The following is a 21,931-nucleotide window of genomic DNA, read 5'->3' as shown; positions in this document are numbered from 1 at the left end:
TTAATACATAAATTATTTAATTAGACTAGTTTGGTTTGATTGTAGACAAAGAGGAAGTCTCACTATATTGACTAGTAATATTTCAATGCAGTTTAATTTAACACAAGGAACGAATAGTGCATCGACATAATTTTGAGTTGTTACAACAAGAAGCTATTAGGCTTATCAATATTGAATCCAATTTTTTAGCTGAGCTGGATAATGTTTCAGGCTTGGTAATGCCACAGCAAGCAGATAAACAGACTTTTGATCAAACGTCTGTTAAGTATCGGGTTGAGGTATTGCAAGGCGAAAAAATTAAGCTAGAAAATCAAGAATTAGTAATTGCGGTAGTGGGAACGATGAAAGCTGGTAAATCCACCACGATAAACGCAATAGTAGGTACAGAGATTTTGCCCAATCGGAATAGACCGATGACGGCACTACCAACATTAATTCGACATGTTGTTGGCCAGAAAGAGCCTATTTTACATCTTCAAAATAACCAGCCATTAAATGCATATTTACAGGCACTTCAGTCAGGCCTGGGTAAGTCAAAATTTGGCATAGAAAATCAAGAAGATATGGAGCCCGTGATACGCCATATTGAAAGTGGAAAGCCTTTTGAAAAGGAATATATTGGTAAAGAAAACATTTATGAGTTTCTGAAAATGTTGAACGACTTAGTTCGTTTCAGTGTTGTCTCGAATACCGATTTCCCCTTCGTACATTATAACAAAATTGATGAGCTACCTGTTATTGAGATTGAGTTCTCTCATTTAAGCAATTACACCGAGCAGGTTGGTAAATTAACATTGCTAGACACACCAGGTCCAAATGAGGCTGGTCAAGAACATCTAAAACCAATGTTACGTGACCAACTTAAAAAAGCTTCCGCGATCCTCGCTGTGTTGGACTACACCCAGTTAAAATCAGATGCAGATGGTGTTGTAAGACAAGAACTTCAAGATATTGCTGAAACTTGTGGCGATCGCTTATTTGTTTTAGTTAACAAATTTGATCAGCGAGACCGCAATGCTGATTCTGCAGAACAAATTCAACACTATGTGTCTGAGAATTTAATGGCGGGAGCCGTCGCACACGAAGCTGTATATCCAGTATCAGCAAGTCGTGCTTATTTAGCATCACGAGCAAAGATGGAGGTTAAACTAAACCAGAGCCTAGATATCAAGCAATCTTGGGTAGAGGATTTTGGTAAAATCGCGTTTGGTGAAGATTGGCTAGACGATATAGATGATAGCGATAGTGTACTAAAAAAGGCTGATGGGATATGGAAAAAAGCAGGCTTTGAATTGCCTTTACAACATGTTATTCAGAACTCCTACAAAAAAGCAGGAGTGCTTTCGTTAATAGCTGCAGCAAGTAAGCTTGATAGTACAGCTCGAGATTTGGAAAACTTTTTAGAGCTTCGTAATACAGGCTTGAGAACAAGTACAGATGAATTGAATGAGCTTATTAAAAATCTAAATCTGGATATCGAACGCTTAACTAGCTTAGCTGAACACACAGATCTGAAATTAAAAAGATCTGCCAACGATCTTGAACAGTCTTACATTGATGTTTTTGCAACGATTAAACAAAAGGTTATGGGAGATATTACCTTTTACTTTAAAGAAGGAAAAGCGAAAGAAAAAACTCAGGCTGAAGCTAAAAATTCGAAATCTAAGCCTACAAAAGGTACATGGGGACTCCTGAGTCTTTTAGGACAAGCAAAAGATAGTACAGAGAATAATGACTTTGACCCAAACAGCCCAAAGATACAGTTTGATAATGAAGACGATGCTAAAGAATTACTTAGCAAAATTCGTAGGAGTTTGGATGCTATCGTTAGTGATTCTACAGCAAACCAATTCCAGCTACTGCAAACCAAAATTAGTGACTTCGAATCTTATCTGAACAATCAAGTTAAAACGGATTGCGAAGAGTTACTTCAGAGTATTCAACATAACCTACAGAGCGGTAATTTCAAGTTGGATATCCGAATGCCAGATATTCAGATCCTTAGTTCGATTGATTTACTCAGCGCTACAGAGTTAGGAGATGTTAAAAAGCAGTCAAAAACAGTTACTAGGCAGCGTCGAAAAAGTGGTGCTTGGGGGACAGTGTGTAGTTGGTTCGATACCGATGATTGGGGGTGGGAGAGTTATCAAAGAGAAGAAAAATACTTTGAAATCGATATTGAAGAAGTTAAAGGCCATATTAGGAATGTATTGAATCAAAAACTAAAAGAAACATCCGCAAATGTTTCTCTGGTGATTGTTGCCCCCCTCAAACTTGAAGTCAAAAAGCTATTCAGTGAATTAAGTTCCATCATAGAGAGGATTCGCCAGGATTTAATGCAAAGTGTTACTGATCATAAAAAATCTAAAGTTGAGCAGGAAGAATTGTTGTCTTGGTTGGTTAAACATAGCAAGCAGGCTCATGTAATACATATAGATAGTGAAGGACTGGCAGAAGATGTGAACGAGTTACTTGGTATCTCCCATAGCAAAGGAGGACACTAGTGGAAGATAAAATTACGATTAATAGCGAAGTGTGTAAGACACTGTCTGCGATACCTGAAAGTTTTGTGGTTGATTTTGCCAATAACATTACGGTAGCTCAGGATCATGAACGTATTCAACGCTCTCATAAAAACTTTTATCAACGCTTATATAACGGTTTTACTGGGCAAGACTGGCAACGTCAACATGAAGTTAATTCTAGTCTCATCAAAATTGCTGAGTCTCAATTGAATATGTTAACTGATTTAAATAACAGTGTGGCACTGGGTTTTAAAGCTATTAGCAAAGTTACTAATAGATTGAATGAGCTGACCGTTAATGTTGCAAATATAGCAGACTTTGCAGTTAATACACGTAAAGCTCTAGAACAATTAAACCACCAATTTTCAGAGCGATGCCTTCAATTAGAACAAAGGATTGCCAAGGTGGAGCTGGATGCTGCCGCGACACAAAAAGTTAACAAAGTGTTCAATCAATGGGAAGCAGGTCACTTCCAACATTTATCCATTGCAGGAAGAACTTACGCAGCTTTGGAAGAATTGAACTGGAGCGATTATGGCGTATTAATCCGCACAGCTGATCGACATCAAGTGGATCAAATGCTGGACGACTTAAGTAATCGCCTGGTCATTCAGATACGCAAGGATACTGAACTATGTAAAAATGTTCGGGTTGATTATCAGAGATGGCTGAGTCCGGTAAGCTTACTGACTCAAGATTATCAACATGCTATCGAATATTTAGCAGAGGATTACCAAAATACCAGTGCACCATTCGTTTGTAGTTTGTTCGTGGGTAGCCAAGAATTACCTTTGGCTGTTCCCAGAATATGTACTGCAGAGCGATTTACCGATGCTTTAATTGATGAAGTATTGAGGACAACGTAATGAATCAAATGAAAGTTGGTTTAGTTCTTTCTGGTGGGGGAGCAAAAGGAGCCTATCAGGTTGGTGTATTGAAGGCACTAAAAGAGCTAAAAATAGACATACATGCGATATCTGGTGCAAGTATTGGTGCACTAAACGGTGCTATTTTAGCTTCAGCTGACACTTTAGATGATGGTATCGCTAATTTGGAAGAGATTTGGCAGTATCTTGCTGATAACTCACCACTTGAAATGAAGTTTTACGTCTATCCATATTTACTGGCTTCAGCCGGTATTCGTTTTAATCCAGTGTTTGCTGGACTACTTGCTGCATTGCCTAAAGCGACTAGGCACTTTTTCCCTGAACAAGACTGCTTACAGCCATCAATATTAAGTAATCAGCAACTTAAGAAGCTTTTAGATAAATACCTTTGCTTAGATAAATTAAGTACAGGTTTACCATTCTATGTGTCTGTATTCAAAAGTCGCGGTTTACTGATGGACTTTGGGGGGATTCTTGGTGCTGAGTTTGGAATTACTGAAAATCCAGATTCGGAGTACTATCACCTCCAAAGTTTACCGCTAGAACAGCAACACAAAATGTTAATGGCATCAGCAGCTATTCCTATTTTATTTAGCAATCATGAAATTGATGATGCTGTTTACACTGATGGAGGCCAAGGAACCTGGAGTAAACAACATGGTAATACGCCTATTCAACCACTTATAGATGCCGGTTGTAATATGGTGATCGTCACTCACTTAAATGATGGTTCGTTGTGGAGTCGTCATGATTTCCCAGATACAACCATTTTGGAAATTCGCCCTCAAACTTCACTTGGCCGAGATAAAGGAACTACGGGGGCCTTGAAAGATATTCTTGGCTTTAACAGTGAGAAAATAAACTCATGGATGGAGCAAGGTTATGTTGATGCTAAGGCTTGTGTAATAAAAGTGTTGGAACTGAGCCAATCTAGGCATAATCTAAAGTCTTCGAAACAGTTGCTTATAGAAAGCGATAAAGCTAGTGAAGCTGTCGATAGACGACTCTCTGACTCAATGTCGGCTTTAAACACAATGAAAAGCAAGAGTTAAAGCAGGAATGCTTGCTGGTGACTCCCAAAAATAATTCAAAGACTCCCTTTGCTTTATATATTCAAATTAATCGGCCTTAATTTTTTTCACGAGTACAACCCTTTCTTCTTCTGTCATCTTTTCAAGCAAGCACAGCAACTCCGCCGTACTCTCTGACTCACAAAAAAAGTAAGCCACTGGTACACCTAGCTCATCGGCCATGGCCTTTAAGGTGGTGTAGTCAGGGGTATGCTTGCCTTTTTCGTAATGATTCATGCGTGCACTTGCCGTACCTGGTTCCATTCCTAATTGAATGCCAAGTTGCTTCTGGCTGATGCCTTTAGCTGTTCGAGCTTGCTTGAGCCTATGCGGCAGCGGGTTGATCTGTTTTTCTGACACGAGTTCATTATTATTGATTCCTAGATAACTTAGATTGTCTTAGTTTTTCCCCTTAAGGTATACTAAGTAATCCTTAGTCTTTTAGGTCTTGTTGTCAAGTTATAACCAATACATTGGCTATAACTCGCTGTTTCCCTGAAGATGAAAGATAAGATTTTATGACAATTTAAGTCATGAGAAATTATGTTAACTATTGAAATAACTAACAATTGGTAAGTATTGTGTCTAAGTCAATGATCTGTATTAATGAAGTATTATTTAACGTTTTAATCGATGATAATTTTGAACAAACAACGGTTAATGACTTAAAAAAAAGATATCTAATTTTTTGTCCGCAAGTCAGTAATAGAGATGCGGGACAGTTGATTCATAGAACATTACGTAAACTGTGTAAGCAGAATTTTTTACATAGAAATAATCAAGATAAAATAGCGACTTATCATAAAACCTGCTTTTTCGATAAAACGCGCCTGCAAGCAACAAATAATAATATTAAATCAATAGGCCGCCCAAGGACTAATACGGTGTCAAGTCATTCCAATCTGCTCAATACTACTCTTCATCAATACCAATTCGATCTCATTAGCTCAACCAGTGAAGCTGAAGAGCTAAAAAAGCTGCTCAATAAACTACCCAATATGGAGCAAAAAATTTACCCACGAATTGTCGAAGCTCGAAATCAAAGTTATATGTTTATAGGAAAGATTAAAGCGGTAGAGGCTTGTTTAAGCGCCTTAAAGAATGATGGGCAGCACTAGTTCTGAATGGCTTATTTACTCAGTAACTTAGTTAGGGCAACCGGGACTGAAAATAGCCTTGCAGATAGCATCTCGTTACTCACTAATGCGTTTTGATTGTAAGTGGAATATCGTGTTATTTCAGATATTTTGATTTGCTCTATCGGCAGAGTGAATGGATTATCTTTCAACTGTATTTGCTCATTACCGACGTCATCAAATAAGCACAATTTATTGAATGCTGCTACTAAATATTGATTATCCAGAGTTATAGCATTATCCATTAAAGCTATTTTTAATGATTCAGTTAATAGGTGTTTTAACGCTCTATTTTCACCCCTACATGCAGCAAATAATGCGACTGTGGTATGTGTAGCTTCAAGTTTTGGCGGCTCATTAAAAGGCATGTATTTCGCCAATCCCATAAGATATTGACGAAAATACTTACTGTCCTTTTGAAGGCTAAAATATTCAAGTTTTCTTCGGCGTATTAACCGAGATGACCATTGCGGCTCTTCTGCAATTTGCACTGCCCATGGCATACCCACTAACACAATAGGCACCTTGGCTTCTTCGCTTATATACTTCAATGCATTGGCAATTAATTGCCGTTCTTGAACGGTTTTAAACTCTATCAATTCTTGAAACTCATTGATGATAAGCAGCTCAACCTCTGCCCTAACCAAACTACCGACAAGTTTTTTGGTCAAGTCAGTCTCATAACCACGCTTTTTTCTTTGGTGGCTACCAAACAACTCAAGATCCATTAATATTTGAGTTAAGGTTGCATCTAACCCTTTTCCATTGGATATACGGCTCACTAATACAGGAATGGATTGACGACTGTAATTCTGGCTAGCGAAGACACGTTTTTTGTAGTGATTTATCAGATGGCTTTTGCCTACACCGGTATCACCCGTTAATAGCATGCATTGTTGATCAGATTGAAAATGACGATTTAATCTTAATTCATCAAAATCGTTAAAAATGGTTTTAACTTGTGGATGAAGCACAATGCAGTCACTAAATATTTGTAATTGCTCAATCTGAGCAGAACTCAAGGTCTTCATTCAAAAGCCTCTAAATCATCATCCCAATTATCGAAAACATTGATTTGTTTAGTTTCTGATTTATTAGGTAAAAATGAGTTTAGTTCCTCTGTATTTAAATTAATCGTCCCTTGACCTGTATTGCTGATATCGGCTAACTGAGCCTGTTTTTTTACTGCTGAAATTTTAGCTTTTGTTTTGGATGCAATAAATGCTTCTTGCTCTTGTTTAACTCGCGCATGAATTGCCATACGGGCTTTAGCTAGCCCCAAAATATCTTTGCCTTCCCGAATCACCTCACGATTAATTTGCTTAATCACCTTATGCTCATGGAGGCTCAAGCCATTGGTATAACCACTATTGTCAGTACAGGGGACTTTAAGATAACCGCCTAATTCCTCAAGATATACATGGATACTTGATAGATCATCAGGGTCGATTTTAATCAGTTTTTTTATTGTGTCTTTAGTTTGTGGGTAGCGTTTACGATAATCAGCCAATGCCGTTGAGTCATACATTAGATCTGCAAATTTAAAGCCATTTCTGGTTAAAGTTCGCTCATCTGAAATGCCCATTAAAACAGTGAATAGCTGTTCGTCCTCTGTACTCATTTTTAATGGCGGGTAAATATCAAAGCCATGTTGCCACTGTTTGATGGGGATACGCGTTTCGCGTGAGTTTGAATCTTGATGATATATATCCACAATCCAACGATGGAATTCTTCAACAAAAGTAGAGAAGCGCATAATGGCGTCTTTTTCAGGTTTATAGTCCTCTTTTGCAAGGATATTCGAGAAAGTCTTACCAGGTAACTCAGTTAAAAAGCATTCGTTTATCATCCCGAAGAAACGCTCTACAAATGGCTTCAACCAAGGTTTGCGAACGGGGTTATATTGAATGTTTATACCGGCTTCTTTACAGGCATGCTCTAAACTTTTTGACCAAAATTCAGCCCCATTATCCACAACGAGGTTTTCAAATTTACCAAAGCAAGGCCACTCATTTTTAAGTTCGATATTAAGACCTTCAAATGATTTTGGTTTTATTGCATGCACGATTGCTTTGGCTGCTGAAACATATGAGGGCGAGCGATAACTTAAGTGGAACCCCAAAACACAACCACTAAAAACATCGACGATTAAAGTTAAATAAGGCCTGCCTAGTGGGATAGATAACTCATCATCAAGCAGGATTAGATCAAGTGGTGTGTGATCAATTTCTACACGCTCTAATATTCGTGTTGGGGGTATATGTGATGAGCAATAAGCAAACCATTGATCTGCTTTAAATTTACCATGCCGCGCCACTGCAATAGGATAAGGAGGTAGTGACTTTACTCTTTGGTTAAAGCTTTTGTAAGAAATGATAGGAATTTGTCCATCAACAATGTTTTCATTCTCAATGGTTATCGCGTCTTTATAGTATTGATATGCTGTAGATACTCGAGGTCTTTTAGCATCTAAAAAACGAGTCAGTGCTTGCTCAAAAAATGCTTCATCCCCCTGAACTCTACTTGTTCTGTTGCCCATTTTGTGTCGCTTAGCGACTAATGATGCAAGATCGCCATTACTGTCAATGTAGCTTTTACGCCAACGGACTAACGTTCGCCAGTTAGGTCGCTTGCCCATGTTTGCAGTAAAAAGTGTATCAAGAATTGGGTCTAAATTTTTTTGAGTCCATCCACCAGTGATTTTTTTTTCGATGAAGGCAATGAGCTGATATTTATCGAGCGCTTTGTTTTTTAAAAAGTCAGGAAAGGTATCTAAGTCTCTTTTGACTAATGCTGCATCTTCTAGTTTCACATATTGAATGGGGGTATCGGGCTTTTTAACTAATTCAGATGCACTGAATTCATCCTCGAAGTCCATCACTCAATGCACCATACCGAAGGGTTACAAGTAAGATCGTCCTGGTTTAAGTTGGTCTTGATTAATCCTTTATGCATCAGAGAATAAAGATATGACCTAGCCTCACCTAATGACAATGACTGTTTTATTGCGACATCATTTATACTTATTTTTCCTGTTCTTTTTATAAGCTTAAGCAATTCAATTTGAATAGTATTTAAGCCATATATACCCGAATATCGGTGCAATATTTTAAGGTTATTTAGAATAGGATTTACGCGGATTTGACGTTCTGTTACCAAAATAAGATCTGCTCCCAAGGCCTGAGCAGCCTCTTTCTTGGCTACAAATTTAGCTCTAAAGATTGGATCGAATGTTTTGCTATAAGGTTTGTATTCATGGAACTTTACAGTCTCATCGATAAAGTGAACTATCGCATCAGGTGTATAAGGCAATTTTTTGCCCTCAAAATCGTAATAAAACCCTTCAGGCTGACTACCAAACACCTTTATACAATCATTGTATTCATGATGAAAGCACGCATCGAACTCTAATGAACTCTCACACATTATCGTTTCACTAACTTTTGCGCTAGCGAATTTAAATACGTTTTTGTTCGGTGATGGTTTGCGTAAGCTTCTTATATACATGAGTTAAATTCGCACGAATAAAGTACGTTTAGTGTACTAATATGCAAAAAATTGTCAATGTATGGGTTATTAATCGCTCAAGACACTGATATTAAAGAAGATGGTTTTTGTAATGTAATTACAAAAACCATTTTTATGTCATTGAATGGGTTAAATTTGTCAAACTATGGGTACATTATGTCAATGTATGGGTTCAGCGACATACTTATTGTCGCGAATATAAGACACCAAACCCACCGTTATTTCATCGCGGATTTTACGTAGACATCAAAGCGGTTTTTTTTCTGCGCTAACACCATACTCGGTTTAACACCATTCAAGTCTTCTGCGTAATCAGGACGCTTTACTACCACACGCTTAGTGGCGAGTGCCATAGCGGGTGCTAACAGTCCATCTGCATCTAAGTCTGCGCCGACCAGAGTTTGAAACACGCGCATTTCTTTTTTAACCAGGGCTGATTTTTCGCGGTGTGGGTACATAGGGTCAAGATAAACAACATCGATCTCAGTGCCAGACGACTTCGCGGCGTCGGCTAACGCGCTGATACTTGAGCCGTGAAATAAGCTCATCAAATCGCGCATCCACTCGCCTATTTCGGCGTCTTCATAAGCGCGGCGTAAACCATCTTCAAGTAATGCAGCCACTACAGGATGACGCTCAACCATAATCACTTTACAGCCAAGGCTGGCCAGCACAAAAGCATCTCGACCAAGCCCTGCGGTGCCATCAACTACGATGGGCGTTACGCCTTGCTTTAGCCCGACAGCTTTAGCAATCGATTGACCGCGTCCACCACCAAACTTACGTCGATGCGCCACAGCACCAGACACAAAGTCAACGCTAATGCCGTCAAGCTTAGGCTCATCTCGCTTATGTAAACTCAAGCAGTTTTGCTCGAAACGCAATTCAAAAGCGGCGTCTTTGTCCCACACCAACTGCCAGCGCTGGGCTATATCGACTAATGAGGGATACTGCTGATTAAAGAAGATAGGTGTCTGCAACAAGATGATTACCATGCCAATGTAAGAAACTACGCCATTATGCCAAAAGCCATCACCAGTGAACACCTATACCTCGCGCGCTAGAAAACTTATAATGTCGCTATTACACAGTTTTTGCTGTCTCATTTAGTAAATGGAAATGCCCATGCTCAGTTATCGCCACGGTTATCATGCAGGCAATTATGCCGATGTACTTAAGCACTCTATGCTTATTCAAGTATTAAAAGCCATGCAGAAAAAAGATAAACCTTATGTGTATATCGATACTCATGCAGGCGCTGGTGCCTACTCATTAACCGATGAGTTCGCCCAAAAAACCGGAGAGTATCTAGAGGGTGTTGCCAAGCTATGGGACCACGCTAATTTACCCACCGCATTGGCCAACTATGTTGAAACTGTGCAGCACTTTAACGCTGAGTTTGATGGCGAGTTAACCGTGTACCCTGGCTCACCCGCTATTGTAGATGTTGAGCTTCGTCCGCAAGATCGTATGGTGTTACACGAACTCCACGGTACTGACCATGAGTTACTAGCAGATTATTTTGTGGAAGACAAACAAGTCAAAGTCATTAAAGGTGATGGTTTACAGGGATTAATTGCCGCGGTACCTCCATTAGAACGTCGTGGAGTGATATTAATCGACCCTAGCTATGAAATGAAAACCGACTATCAAGATGTTGCTCAAGCCATCATTAAAGCCCACAAACGCTTTGCAACTGGGACATTTCTTTTATGGTACCCAGTGGTTAAACGTGAGCAAACAGAAGCAATGTTAACGCTACTAAAAAATAGTGGCATTAAGAGACAACTGCGTATTGAACAAGCGGTGAGTGCTGACAGTGACGAGTTTGGTATGACGGCCGCGGGTTTATGGGTAATAAACCCACCTTGGCAATTGGATGTATTGGCTAAAGAGGCATTAGATTATTTGACGCCACTATTAGGCCGTGCTGACGGTCATACTACTGTGAAGTGGGAAGTGGACGAATAATTTACCCTCCGCAGGGTTTATGTTGCTGTGCTATGTGAAGAATGATTGCTGATTATTGATTATATAAAAATGCCCAAACCGCAAAATGCCCAAACCGCTGCAACGGTTTGGGCATTTTTGTTGGTTATCTTTAATTGCTGTTACAGAGCGTTATTTAAAGAATGCACCTGCTGCACCCGGAAACACCACCGGGCTAACATTGCCATTCGCGGCAACACTCGCAACACCATACAAATAATTGTCGATAACCATATTATCTAACGTGAACTGATTAACCTTGCCGACATAGCGGCTATGAGTCCATTCCGCTACCGTTGTTGAGCGCCAATATACGCGATAACCGACAACAGTTTTATCGTCACTACTGGCCCAACTTAAGGTGGTACTCGGCGATACTTGCCCTGCAATGGTCACCTTGGTTGGTGGCGCGGGTGCCCATGCTTGTGACGCTAAACTTAGCGCATTAAGTGCGGTCAGTTTGGCGGTAAATCCAAAATCAACACCTTCAATCACATCACCATACGCGATACCATTTTCTACCCGTATATCTTGATGCTGACGATTATAGTTCTCGTTGGTTTCCATAATCCGCACGGCAGGCAAACCAGCCTGATTAAACGGTAAATGATGCCCACCACGACCAAAACGATCGAGTCGATACACCAACATCACCTCTAAATTAGTCATGTACTGGTCGGCTAGCGATTTAATTTTACGAGCTAAATTGCGTGAAGCAGAATCATTTTCGCCGCCACTAAAATAGCGTTCTTTGGCTTCATCTGCGGTTTCGGCAAAACGTACGCCTTCAGAAAACACCCGTACACTGCTGTTATTCACCACGCCATTAATGCCAGATATATTGCCAATCATGTCATTATTTAATACTGCTTGAACCTGCCAATTTTGCGTTTTGGCATAGTCAGCTAAAATATTGCCGCCATACAAACCTTGCTCTTCGCCCGACAATGCAGCATAAACGATAGTGCCGTTAAATTGATATTTTGATAATACTCGTGCAGCTTCTAGCGCCCCAGCCACACCCGATGCATTGTCGTTAGCACCAGGAGAAATTGAGGTGGCATCCAACACATCGCTAACGCGAGAATCAATGTCGCCACTCATCATCACCACACGCTTAGGATCCGTTTTACCACGCTGAATCGCGATAACGTTAACCACTTCGGTTGGATTTTCGATTCGTTTACCTTGAACAGTGTCACTAACCGTTACCACTTCTAAACAGCCACCACACTCTTTGGATATACGATTAAACTCAGCTTCAATCCAGCGCCTAGCGGCACCAATACCTTGGGTATCAGATTGGGTATCCGACAAGGTATGACGGGTCCCGAAGCCAACTAAAGTACGAATATCTTGTTCAATCCGCTTAGCTTGTGGTGCGGTAGCAATGTCGTATAAACGCACATCTTCTTGTGATGGGGCAACAAACGTTGATTTGTCGGCAGCAAATGCTGGCACGGTTACAGCACCCAATATCAGCAACCCGGCCATACCCGCTAAACAATAACCGTTGTTACGACTGAGTTTGACCCGCTTAGGTTGTACTTTATGAATTACATGGTTCATTAATAAATACCTTAAATTAACTGGCTAATGCTTTTTGGTAGCGTTTTAATAATATTTTTACGCGCTTCACATAAGCTTGTGTTTCAGGATAGGGCGGTATACCGCGGTATTGCATCACCGTCGTTGGGCCGGCATTGTATGCCGCACACGCAAGGTCAATGTCGCCGTTAAATTGGCTTAATAGCTGCGCAAGATAACGACTGCCCCCACGAATATTCTGTTGAGCATTGAAAGGATCATCGACGTCCATATCGCTAGCAGTACCTGGCATTAATTGCATTAGGCCTTTGGCACCTGCTTTGGATAATGCGCCAATTTTAAACGCTGATTCTGCATGGATCACTGCTCGAATAAGTGCAGGATCAAGCTGATACTGCCGCGCGGCTAAAGCGACGTCGGCGGCGAAATGTGAGGGAAATAATGGGATCTTATACCAATCGATAACCGAATCGACCCGACATGCAAAACATTCATACAATAACACTTGATAGTCTGCATCCAGCGGTTGTTGGTCGCTAAACACCATCACCCCATTGGTTTGTTTGTATTGAAACACTTTACGCTTTTCAACGCCTAAATCACTGACAATACCATTTTCGGAGTAACTGGCTTTAACACGAGGCTTACTCGATACTGTGCCCGCTTTCGTTAACGCATAATTATTGGTTAAGGTACGCGGTTTCTGTTTGTTTCCTACATAGCCTGCATTCAACGACAGCTGATCATTAATTGATTGCTCATCAACAGGCTTAGTGTTGCGGCGACTCAACACGTTATATGTTTCTATAGTCGGCGCTGGGTGATTTTCAGCTGTGGTAGTTTGAGATTGCTGTAACGATAACTGCTTTTTTGCTGCGGCTTGCTCAGGAATATACTTAGCTTTGATTTGCGGCTTTTCAACGTCTTCCACGGCAGGATAAACCACTTGCTTGGCTTGTACCTGCACAGGTATGCAAACACAAGCCAACAAGGTAGCGATACCCAATAGCGTCTGCCGATTACGCCATGTCATGTGACTATTCCTGCACTTGATCGAATATAGGCATCGGCGCGATACGGGCGAATTTTGCCACCGCCGAACCTGGGAAAATTTTAACCCCACTGTTTAACTCATCTACGGCTTTACGGTAAAAGTCTTCTGCGTGCACAAAGTCGAGCTCTAGCTGTATATATTCAGCGAGCTGATCCGCACTCAGTTTGTCTTTATTCACTGTAGCTAATAGCGCTTCTAAACCTTGATCAATCTGCTGCCAAGCGGCTATCGATACCGACAAAGAGCCACCAGCCATATTTGACTCTTCAATCGGTTGTTCCCAATCATGTTCGGGCTGTAACAGTTTTAGTTGCTCCAACTGGGCTTGTTGGTCATCTGTTAAAGGGCGTGGATAAGATGGTTTTTCCTGACATAGCTCGGTAAACAATGTCAGTCTTTTATCAATTTTTGAGTCGATCACTTTCAGCGCTTCAATGGCTGAAGTGCGTTTTTTAAGTAAACTGGCATACCAAAGATAAGCCAGAATAGCGGCTAAAGTGAGGCTTATAAACAGCGCCTGCATGGTGACATCCTTTATTATTGTTATTCACTATCATAATCATTATTTAATCAAAAGTTCATCTTTATTGGCGATACCTTTACTAAAAATAAACCACAAAAGAGTAAGCCAAACACCAATAGATGTTAATAAACTGTTTTGATTCAGATCTTAACTATAACACAAAAAATAGTACTAGCACGGTTGAATACTATACAGTTAAAATTTTAATCTTTAGTTTTATCAACTACCTAAAACCATTCGCACAAGAGTGTTTTTTAAACACATTTACAGTTTCCCCTGCACAAATAATCAAAATATCGTTTAATAATGCTGACTTAACACCATTAAGGCTATTTATTAGCAGCTGCATCTATCGAGAAACAATAGTCACAAAAAAGCCCAGCAAAACTGGGCTTTTGACAATCAATAATGTAAAAAATTAAATATCTTTTCTATCATTATCCACTTTTTCATTTTCCTCTTCAGTCGGTTTTTCACGCTTACTGAAAATGCGTTCAACCACCACAAAGAATAACGGCACAAAGAAGATACCTAAGAAGGTGGAGGTCATCATACCGCCCAATACCGCAGTACCGATGGCATTTTGGCTACCAGAGCCTACTCCTGAGCTAATCGCTAATGGCACAACACCTAGACCAAATGCTAAAGAGGTCATTAGAATTGGGCGTAAACGTACTCTAACAGCATGCAAGGTTGCCTCAATTAAGCCTGAGCCTTTCTCGTAGTATTCCTTAGCAAACTCGACAATTAGAATGGCATTTTTAGTCGCCAAGCCCACCGTGGTTAGCAAGCCTACTTGGAAAAATACGTCATTAGGCAGACCACGAGCACTCATTGCCAGTAAGGCACCAATAATCCCGAGTGGAACAACTAAAATGACCGATAATGGTACCGACCAGCTTTCATACAATGCCGCTAACACTAAAAATACGATTAAAATAGATAACGCATATAAGCTAGGCGCTTGGTTACCCGACAAACGCTCTTCGTACGACAAACCATTCCACTCTAAGCCATAGCCAGGTGGAAGCTTCTCAGCCATTTTCTCAAGTGCATCCATCGCCGCACCGGTACTGTAGCCCGGGACTGTAGCGCCCTGAATGTTAACCGCAGGCACACCGTTAAAACGTTGTAACTGAGGTGAACCAAACTCCCAGGAACCTGATGCGAATGCCGAAAACGGCACCATTTCACCATTATTGTTACGCACATACCAAGAGTCTAAGTCGCCAGGTTGCATACGGTATTTAGCCTCACCCTGAACATAAACTTTCTTAACTCGGCCACGGTCGATAAAGTCATTCACATACGACCCACCCCACGCGGTACCCAAAACACTGTTCACACTATTAATATCAATGTCTAAAGCACGTAATTTGGCGTGATTAACATTAATTTTATAGATAGGCGCATCTTCTTGGCCATTTGGACGAACCCCTACAAGGTTAGCGTTTTGCGCAGCCATGCCCAATAATTGATTACGCGCCTCAATTAACTTGGCATGTCCTTGACCGTTTAAGTCTTTTAAGTAAACGTCAAAACCATTTGCGGTACCAAGTTCAATCACTGATGGCGGCACAAAGGCAAACACTAAGGCTTCTTTAATTTGCATAAAGCGACCCATAGCTCGACCCGCTAACGACTTAACATCTTCACCCGGCGCTTCACGTGTGGACCAATCTTTTAGGCTCACAAACGCAATACCCATGTTTTGACCAGAACCCGCAAAACTAAAGCCCGCCACAGTAAACACTGAATTTACGAGGTCTTTCTCTTCGGTAAGGTAATAGTCGGATACCTCTTTTAAGACCTTAACCGTGCTTTCTTGGGTTGAGTTGGTTGGCAAAATAGCTTGGGTAAACAAGATACCTTGGTCTTCATCGGGTAAAAATGCAGTTGGCATGCGTAAGAAAATCCAGGCCACTGCGATAACCAAACCAACGTAGATCAACATGACACGGAATGAACGCTTTAAAATACTGCCAACACTTGATTCATAACGTGATGTCATGGCATCAAATTTACGGTTAAACCAACCGAAGAAACCGGTATCTGCATGAGTATGGCCTTTTTTAACAGGCTTTAGCATGGTGGCACATAACGCAGGCGTTAGTACAATTGCCACAAACACCGACAAGGCCATAGCCGATACAATGGTGATCGAGAACTGACGATAAATAACCCCTGTCGACCCAGACATAAATGCCATTGGTACAAATACAGCTGACAGGGTCAAACCAATACCCACTAACGCACTGGTAATTTGGTCCATCGATTTACGGGTGGCTTCCAGCGGACTTAAGCCTTCTTCCGACATCACGCGTTCGACGTTTTCCACCACCACAATCGCATCGTCCACCAGCAAACCAATGGCCAACACCATGGCAAACATGGTTAAGGTGTTGATGGTGAAACCTGCTGCTGATAGCACCGCAAACGTACCTAGCAATACTACTGGTACAGCGATGGTAGGAATAAGCGTTGCTCTAAAATTTTGTAAGAACAGATACATAATCAAGAATACCAACACAATGGCTTCTATCAATGTGTGCACAACACCTTCTATCGATTGCTCTACGAATGGCGTTGTATCATAGGGATAAACGACTTCAAGTCCCTGAGGAAAAAACTCTTTCATCTCATTAACTTTGGCTTTAATGCCTTCTGCAGTGTCTAACGCATTCGCGCCTGTAGCCAGCTTGAATGCAAGGCCCGACGCTGGTTTACCATTGTAATATGAGTCTACTGCGTAGCTTTCTGCACCTAACTCCACTCTGGCGACATCGCCTAAATAAACATTGGCACCTGATGAGTCAGATTTAACAATAATTTGCTTAAATTGCTCAGGGGTTTGTAAGCGGCTCTGTGCTGATACGGTCGCGTTAAGTTCTTGACCTGCAACCGAGGGGGCACCACCTAATTGTCCTGCTGATATCTGGGCATTTTGCTCACGTATTGCCGCAATAATATCAATACTGGTTAATTTGTATTGAGTTAACTTAAACGGGTCTAACCAAATACGCATCGCATACTGCGCACCAAAAAGCGTGAGTTCACCCACACCAGGTACACGGCTCATTGGGTCTTGAACGTTGGCAGCAACATAATCAGAAATATCGCTTTTGCCCATCGAACCGTCAGAAGACACAAAACCAAGTACCATTAAAAATCCAGAACTGGACTTGTTAACTTGTACACCTTGCTGTTGAACTTCAGTAGGCAACAATGGCGTAGCCGCTTGCAGCTTATTCTGAACTTGTACTTGAGCAATATCTGGATCAGCCTCTGCATTAAACGTTAGGGTAATCTTCGCATTACCAAAACTGTCACTGGTTGAAGAAATATAGCGTAAGTGATCAAGCCCAGTCATGCGCTGCTCAATCACCTGAGTGACTGTGTCTTCCATGGTTTTGGCAGACGCACCAGGATAGAAAGCACTGATCACTACGGTTGGCGGTGCAATACTTGGATACTGTGCAATGGGTAAGCCTCTGATGGCTAACACACCTGCAAGCATAATTAATAGTGCAATCACCCACGCAAAAATAGGGCGATCAATAAAAAAACGAGCCATAATGATTCCCTACTTTTGTGGTTGGTCAGCCGTTAACACCTGTGCAGAAACCGGTGCACCAGGGCGGATTTTTTGTAATCCTTCGACAATTAACTTATCGCCAACAGACAAACCATCGACAATACGCCATTGATGACCAATCACTTCAGCGGTTTGTACCACGCGCATTTCAACATTACTGTCTTGGTTTACTATCATTGCAACCGCTTGGCCTTTGGAATTACGGGTAATGGCACGTTGAGGCACTAAAATAGCTTGTGGGTCTTGGCCAGCATTTAATAGCGCACGCACATACATACCGGGTAACAAGGTACCGTCAGGGTTAGGGAACTCGGCACGTAACGTCACTGAACCGGTAGTTTCGTCTACATTCACTTCAGCAAATTGTAATATACCTTGTTGATCGTATGTTCTGCCGTCTTCAAGAATTAAGGTCACTTTAGCATTGTCACTTTTCAATAACTGGCCTGAACGTAAATTGGCTTTTAAACGCAATAATTGTGCACTTGACTGAACGATGTCGATGTTAATCGGATCAAGCTGTTGAATTGTCGCTAAGGTATTACTTTGATTAGCGGTCACTAACGCGCCAGCAGTAACAGATGACTTACCAATACGACCAGAGATCGGTGCTTTAACTTCAGTATATTCGGTGTTGATGGTCGCGGTATTAATAGCGGCTTTAGCTACCGCTACTGAAGCTTGTGCTTCTTTAAATAACGCTTCCGTCTCGTCAAAATCTTGCTTACTGACTGCATTGGTTTTGACTAATTTGGCATAACGCGCCGCTTTGGCTTTTGCTGAGGCTAAACCCGCATTTGCGCTAGCAAGATCGGCTTCTGCACTCACTAATGCCGCTTTATAAGTGGCTGCATCAATTTGATACAGAGATTGACCTTGTTTAACTTCGGTGCCTTCGGTAAAAGCACGCTTAGTGATAATACCTGACACTTGTGGACGCACTTCAGCTTCTAAAAAGGCACGGCTTCGACCCGGTAATTCAACCTTAATCGCTTGCGAAATTGCTTCAACTGTCATCACGCCAACGGGTGTAGGTGGTCGCGGTTGCTGTGACTGGGCATTTTCATCCCCTTGACCACATGCGGTAATCCATAATGCAGCAGAAATAACTGCGGCGACTTTCAATGCTTTGTGCATGAGTGCTCCTACTCCAATTTATTTTCAATATGACACCTCAGTCTTGAGGAATTTCATTTGAAAATAGCTAAAATTAAACTGTTAAATTTTCTGTGTACTTTATCGCATAGGTATAAAATTCAAACAACTAAGCTAATGCGAATAAATTGTAAATAAATAATAAGTTTCAGTTAAATATATTGAATATGTTATCAAACTGTAATCGATACGCAGGTAATCAAACAAACATTACCTATTAAGTCATTAAATACACTACCTGGTAACATGCTGGTAAAGTCAATTTATGGATTAACTATCCATGCCTACGTTCGCTGTTAATACATTAACTTAGTTATTGTTGATGACAACCTTATTTAATTCATCTGTTTTTTGTGGCTCAAGCATAATGGCACGCCACCACAACTCGCTAGCTTGCGGATTGGCTAACATCACCGCTTGACCAAATTTTGGCGTTAACAAGGTGACATTTTGCTGTTTAGCTAACAGGTTGATACGTTCAAAAGGCTCAAACCAATCATGTAACGCTAAATCAAAAGTGCCATTGTGTACTGGCATCATTGCCTTTGCTTTAACATCAATATGCGCCTGTAGGCTTTGCTCTGGCAACATATGAATATCACTCCACAATTCATTATAGGCGCCCGTTTCAATCATGCTGAGATCAAATGGCCCATAACGCTCACCAATTTCTTTAAATCCATTAAAATAGCCGCTGTCTCCGCTAAAAAACACCTTATGTTGTAAACCTTGAATAACCCAACTCGCCCATAAGGTTTGGTTCCGATCAAGCAAGCCACGGCCTGAAAAATGTTGCGCTGGTGTCGCGGTAATACTCAAGCCATTTAATTCAACAGACTGCCACCATTCCAGTTCGGTCACTTGAATAGGATCAACGCCCCAAGCCGTTAAGTACTTACCCACTTTAAGTGGGGTAACAAAATGTTGCACCTTGGTAGCCAATTGCTCAATGGCAGCGCTATCGAGGTGATCGTAATGATCATGGCTAATAATCACCGCCTTTATTGCCGGTAAATCAGCAATACTGATTGGCGATTGATGAAAACGTTTCGGTCCTGCCCACTGCACCGGTGATGCTCGCTCGCTAAATACCGGATCAATCAATAAATATTCGCCATCAAGACGCATCAATAACGTCGAATGACCTAAACGATAAACGGTATCTTGTGTCGATTGAGCCAATATCTCTGGGGTTAATGTTTCTAATGGGATCACACCTTGGGGAATGGGCGCTTGACGCTTTGTCGACCAATAGGCTTTGGCAATTGGCCATAAGCTGCTAATACCCGCTTGATAGACTTTATCGGTATTGCTGAAGATTTGTGTCTTATGTCCACGCGATTCAGTCCAATATTTATTGATCAAAATAATCACAATCAATGCACCAAGCGCGACTAAAAGACTCATTAATATTTTCATCTATCGCTTCCAAAAGTAAACTACACGGTGTAGTTTAATAATCCCTTATTGAAAAGTAAACTACTCAGTGTAAAATATTACAATAAGATTGATTAGATGAAACCAATGAACACAGAAAAGCAAACACGCAGCCAGATTAAACGCGCCGCGATTATTGAAGCAGCTAGAACAACCTTTAAAGAATTAGGGGTTGCGGCAACGAGTATGGATAAATTAGCCGAAGTAGCTGGAGTGTCTAAGCGAACAGTGTACAACCACTTTGCCACCAAAGAAGCTTTGGTGATGACCTTGATGACTGATTTATGGCAACAAGCATTATCTCAACCCTCTGTGGTATATGACTCACATCAACCTTTGGCTGAACAACTGCAACAGTTGGTGCGTTTTGATATGGATTACATTCAATCAGAAGAGCACGTTGAAGTATCGCGAATGGTGATTGGGCATCTGTTTTATACCACTGAAATGCAAGAAGAATTACAAAAGGTAATTAAAGAAGAAACGGCTATTTTGCGCTGGATTAAAGCAGCAACGCTGGACGGACGCTTAACAGTAAAAAATGTGGCACGGGCCCAAACAGAAGTGCAAAGCTTGATTAAAGGCCAATGTTTTTGGCCATTAATATTTCAAGTCGAAGAGCCATTAAACGAACAACAAAAAGATGACATTGCCGCAAGCATCGTTACCATGTTTTTATGTCGTTATCAGGCATAAGCACATTGTTGGCTACTCTACACTCGGTTATCACCCACACCGAATGAAATAATACGGCTGATATGCGCTAAACTCATGCCAGATTCTTGTTGCCAATGATTGAATGCAGCTTGGGTTTGGCGTAAAGCGGTTTGCGATGTAAAGCCAGCATCAACGACGTTATGAGCAGTTAAATATGACTGCACATCTTGGCTTAATAAAAAGGTATCTTTACCTATTGCACGTAAAAAATAAGGCCCAGTATTGCCACCTAAACGGGTGCCGCGCTTTTTAAGCACTTGCCACAAACCAGTAATGTCATCGCTTGGCCAATGAGCAATAAATTCCGCAAAACTGCCGTGTTCTGCATTAATCTGCTGGATCATATAAGCATTATCAACAATCGCCTGAGTTTTCTTTTGATGCCGAATAAGCACTGGGTCGGTTGCTCGCTGTTGAATTTGATCGGGTGACAGCATCAGCACTTTCATTGGTTCAAAGTCAAAAAAGGCTTTTTCATAAGCAGGCCATTTATTGTCAACCACTCGCCACACAAAGCCGCTTTGAAACACGCGTTTACTCATAACAGACAATAACTGCGCATCAGTATATTCGCTGATTTCATCGGCATCGAGAGTGCCAGGCAGCAATGACTTAACTGCCGCTGGCCCGCCTTTACGCTCACATGCTCGCGCCCAAATATTACTGAACTTTTCTAATGCCACCGCGTAGCTCCTTTAACCCAAGCAATAATCTGCCAATACGGCAGATAAAGGCTTGTTGATCTTTAAACATTAACATTGATACCA

General features: G+C 41.2%; 18 protein-coding genes. 6 read left to right on the top strand and 12 right to left on the bottom strand.

Going from position 1 to position 21,931, the window contains the following annotated elements; all coding sequences use genetic code 11:
• The first annotated feature begins 116 nt into the window (after positions 1-116).
• From AAEY94_RS08190 to AAEY94_RS08180, 3 genes are read left to right on the top strand one after another with little or no spacing between them, the layout of a single operon-like run.
• Positions 117-2,504: a dynamin family protein gene (locus AAEY94_RS08190; protein WP_350978345.1), complete on the top strand. Its 2,388-nt coding sequence runs from the start codon at positions 117-119 to the stop codon at positions 2,502-2,504.
• Positions 2,504-3,391 carry a diguanylate cyclase regulator RdcB family protein gene (locus AAEY94_RS08185; RefSeq protein ID WP_350978343.1) on the top strand — a complete coding sequence of 296 codons (888 nt, stop codon included), beginning with the start codon at positions 2,504-2,506 and terminating at the stop codon, positions 3,389-3,391. Before AAEY94_RS08190 ends, AAEY94_RS08185 begins: the two co-directional genes overlap by 1 nt.
• Positions 3,391-4,464 (top strand): patatin-like phospholipase family protein, encoded by a 1,074-nt coding sequence (locus AAEY94_RS08180; RefSeq protein ID WP_350978341.1) that lies wholly within the window; start codon positions 3,391-3,393, stop codon positions 4,462-4,464. Before AAEY94_RS08185 ends, AAEY94_RS08180 begins: the two co-directional genes overlap by 1 nt.
• A gap of 66 nt (positions 4,465-4,530) precedes the next feature.
• On the opposite strand, the gene AAEY94_RS08175 is transcribed toward AAEY94_RS08180, so the two are convergent.
• Positions 4,531-4,842, bottom strand: coding sequence for a helix-turn-helix domain-containing protein (locus AAEY94_RS08175; protein ID WP_350978339.1), 312 nt, complete (start codon positions 4,840-4,842; stop codon positions 4,531-4,533).
• Positions 4,843-5,063: 221 nt separating this feature from the next.
• On the opposite strand from AAEY94_RS08175, the gene AAEY94_RS08170 reads away from it, so the two are divergent.
• Positions 5,064-5,600 carry a VspR family transcription factor gene (locus AAEY94_RS08170; protein WP_350978337.1) on the top strand — a complete coding sequence of 179 codons (537 nt, stop codon included), beginning with the start codon at positions 5,064-5,066 and terminating at the stop codon, positions 5,598-5,600.
• An 11-nt stretch (positions 5,601-5,611) separates the two neighbouring features.
• Here AAEY94_RS08170 and AAEY94_RS08165 read toward each other — a convergent pair whose 3' ends face one another.
• The 4 genes from AAEY94_RS08165 to AAEY94_RS08150 all read right to left on the bottom strand — a co-directional run bounded on the left by AAEY94_RS08165 (position 5,612) and on the right by AAEY94_RS08150 (position 10,141).
• On the bottom strand, positions 5,612-6,649 hold the full coding sequence (locus tag AAEY94_RS08165) for a TniB family NTP-binding protein (RefSeq protein WP_350978335.1): 1,038 nt from the start codon (positions 6,647-6,649) through the stop codon (positions 5,612-5,614).
• A complete protein-coding gene (locus tag AAEY94_RS08160; protein WP_350978334.1) occupies positions 6,646-8,157 on the bottom strand; it encodes a TnsB C-terminal domain-containing protein in 1,512 nt (503 codons plus the stop codon). The genes AAEY94_RS08165 and AAEY94_RS08160 overlap by 4 nt, the downstream gene beginning before the upstream one ends.
• Before the next feature lie 338 nt (positions 8,158-8,495).
• Positions 8,496-9,044 carry a TnsA endonuclease N-terminal domain-containing protein gene (locus AAEY94_RS08155; RefSeq protein WP_350978332.1) on the bottom strand — a complete coding sequence of 183 codons (549 nt, stop codon included), beginning with the start codon at positions 9,042-9,044 and terminating at the stop codon, positions 8,496-8,498.
• 320 nt (positions 9,045-9,364) lie between these two features.
• Positions 9,365-10,141: a class I SAM-dependent methyltransferase gene (locus AAEY94_RS08150; RefSeq protein ID WP_335691895.1), complete on the bottom strand. Its 777-nt coding sequence runs from the start codon at positions 10,139-10,141 to the stop codon at positions 9,365-9,367.
• 130 nt (positions 10,142-10,271) lie between these two features.
• Here AAEY94_RS08150 and AAEY94_RS08145 point away from each other — a divergent pair, with 130 nt between their 5' ends.
• Positions 10,272-11,117 (top strand): 23S rRNA (adenine(2030)-N(6))-methyltransferase RlmJ, encoded by an 846-nt coding sequence (locus AAEY94_RS08145; protein WP_101088548.1) that lies wholly within the window; start codon positions 10,272-10,274, stop codon positions 11,115-11,117.
• Between the two features lie 150 nt (positions 11,118-11,267).
• Here the strand turns inward: AAEY94_RS08145 and AAEY94_RS08140 are convergent, their stop codons facing one another.
• The 6 genes from AAEY94_RS08140 to AAEY94_RS08115 all read right to left on the bottom strand — a co-directional run bounded on the left by AAEY94_RS08140 (position 11,268) and on the right by AAEY94_RS08115 (position 20,429).
• Complete coding sequence (locus tag AAEY94_RS08140; RefSeq protein WP_392341773.1) at positions 11,268-12,629, bottom strand: M28 family peptidase; 1,362 nt, start codon at positions 12,627-12,629, stop codon at positions 11,268-11,270.
• Positions 12,630-12,720: 91 nt separating this feature from the next.
• Positions 12,721-13,416: a lytic transglycosylase domain-containing protein gene (locus AAEY94_RS08135; RefSeq protein ID WP_502959391.1), complete on the bottom strand. Its 696-nt coding sequence runs from the start codon at positions 13,414-13,416 to the stop codon at positions 12,721-12,723.
• Positions 13,417-13,720: 304 nt separating this feature from the next.
• Positions 13,721-14,260 (bottom strand): hypothetical protein, encoded by a 540-nt coding sequence (locus AAEY94_RS08130; protein ID WP_162024116.1) that lies wholly within the window; start codon positions 14,258-14,260, stop codon positions 13,721-13,723.
• Positions 14,261-14,678: 418 nt separating this feature from the next.
• Entirely contained in the window at positions 14,679-17,834 is a 3,156-nt protein-coding gene (locus AAEY94_RS08125; RefSeq protein ID WP_350978328.1) for an efflux RND transporter permease subunit, read from the bottom strand.
• A 9-nt stretch (positions 17,835-17,843) separates the two neighbouring features.
• Positions 17,844-18,992, bottom strand: a complete 1,149-nt coding sequence (locus AAEY94_RS08120) for an efflux RND transporter periplasmic adaptor subunit (protein ID WP_101088552.1) — start codon at positions 18,990-18,992, stop codon at positions 17,844-17,846.
• Positions 18,993-19,319: 327 nt separating this feature from the next.
• Positions 19,320-20,429: an MBL fold metallo-hydrolase gene (locus tag AAEY94_RS08115; RefSeq protein ID WP_350978325.1), complete on the bottom strand. Its 1,110-nt coding sequence runs from the start codon at positions 20,427-20,429 to the stop codon at positions 19,320-19,322.
• A gap of 96 nt (positions 20,430-20,525) precedes the next feature.
• Here AAEY94_RS08115 and AAEY94_RS08110 point away from each other — a divergent pair, with 96 nt between their 5' ends.
• Positions 20,526-21,143 (top strand): TetR/AcrR family transcriptional regulator, encoded by a 618-nt coding sequence (locus AAEY94_RS08110; RefSeq protein ID WP_350978324.1) that lies wholly within the window; start codon positions 20,526-20,528, stop codon positions 21,141-21,143.
• A gap of 17 nt (positions 21,144-21,160) precedes the next feature.
• On the opposite strand, the gene AAEY94_RS08105 is transcribed toward AAEY94_RS08110, so the two are convergent.
• On the bottom strand, positions 21,161-21,847 hold the full coding sequence (locus AAEY94_RS08105) for a DNA-3-methyladenine glycosylase I (protein ID WP_350978322.1): 687 nt from the start codon (positions 21,845-21,847) through the stop codon (positions 21,161-21,163).
• Positions 21,848-21,931: the final 84 nt, after the last annotated feature.

The organism is Shewanella sp. AC34-MNA-CIBAN-0136 (assembly GCF_040309945.1).
In the GTDB taxonomy this organism is placed as follows: Bacteria; Pseudomonadota; Gammaproteobacteria; order Enterobacterales; family Shewanellaceae; genus Shewanella.
This window is presented reverse-complemented; position numbering and strand designations above follow the sequence as displayed.

What these genes read in the sequence shown, in the direction of transcription:
- AAEY94_RS08120 (WP_101088552.1), bottom strand. Translation starts at nt 18,992, where the DNA reads ATGCACAAAGCATTGAAAGTCGCCGCAGTTATTTCTGCTGCATTATGG.
- AAEY94_RS08160 (WP_350978334.1), bottom strand. Translation starts at nt 8,157, where the DNA reads ATGGGCAACAGAACAAGTAGAGTTCAGGGGGATGAAGCATTTTTTGAG.
- AAEY94_RS08145 (WP_101088548.1), top strand. Translation starts at nt 10,272, where the DNA reads ATGCTCAGTTATCGCCACGGTTATCATGCAGGCAATTATGCCGATGTA.
- AAEY94_RS08180 (WP_350978341.1), top strand. Translation starts at nt 3,391, where the DNA reads ATGAATCAAATGAAAGTTGGTTTAGTTCTTTCTGGTGGGGGAGCAAAA.
- AAEY94_RS08125 (WP_350978328.1), bottom strand. Translation starts at nt 17,834, where the DNA reads ATGGCTCGTTTTTTTATTGATCGCCCTATTTTTGCGTGGGTGATTGCA.
- AAEY94_RS08155 (WP_350978332.1), bottom strand. Translation starts at nt 9,044, where the DNA reads ATGTGTGAGAGTTCATTAGAGTTCGATGCGTGCTTTCATCATGAATAC.
- AAEY94_RS08140 (WP_392341773.1), bottom strand. Translation starts at nt 12,629, where the DNA reads ATGGCCGGGTTGCTGATATTGGGTGCTGTAACCGTGCCAGCATTTGCT.
- AAEY94_RS08115 (WP_350978325.1), bottom strand. Translation starts at nt 20,429, where the DNA reads ATGAAAATATTAATGAGTCTTTTAGTCGCGCTTGGTGCATTGATTGTG.
- AAEY94_RS08110 (WP_350978324.1), top strand. Translation starts at nt 20,526, where the DNA reads ATGAAACCAATGAACACAGAAAAGCAAACACGCAGCCAGATTAAACGC.
- AAEY94_RS08165 (WP_350978335.1), bottom strand. Translation starts at nt 6,649, where the DNA reads ATGAAGACCTTGAGTTCTGCTCAGATTGAGCAATTACAAATATTTAGT.
- AAEY94_RS08130 (WP_162024116.1), bottom strand. Translation starts at nt 14,260, where the DNA reads ATGCAGGCGCTGTTTATAAGCCTCACTTTAGCCGCTATTCTGGCTTAT.
- AAEY94_RS08150 (WP_335691895.1), bottom strand. Translation starts at nt 10,141, where the DNA reads ATGGTAATCATCTTGTTGCAGACACCTATCTTCTTTAATCAGCAGTAT.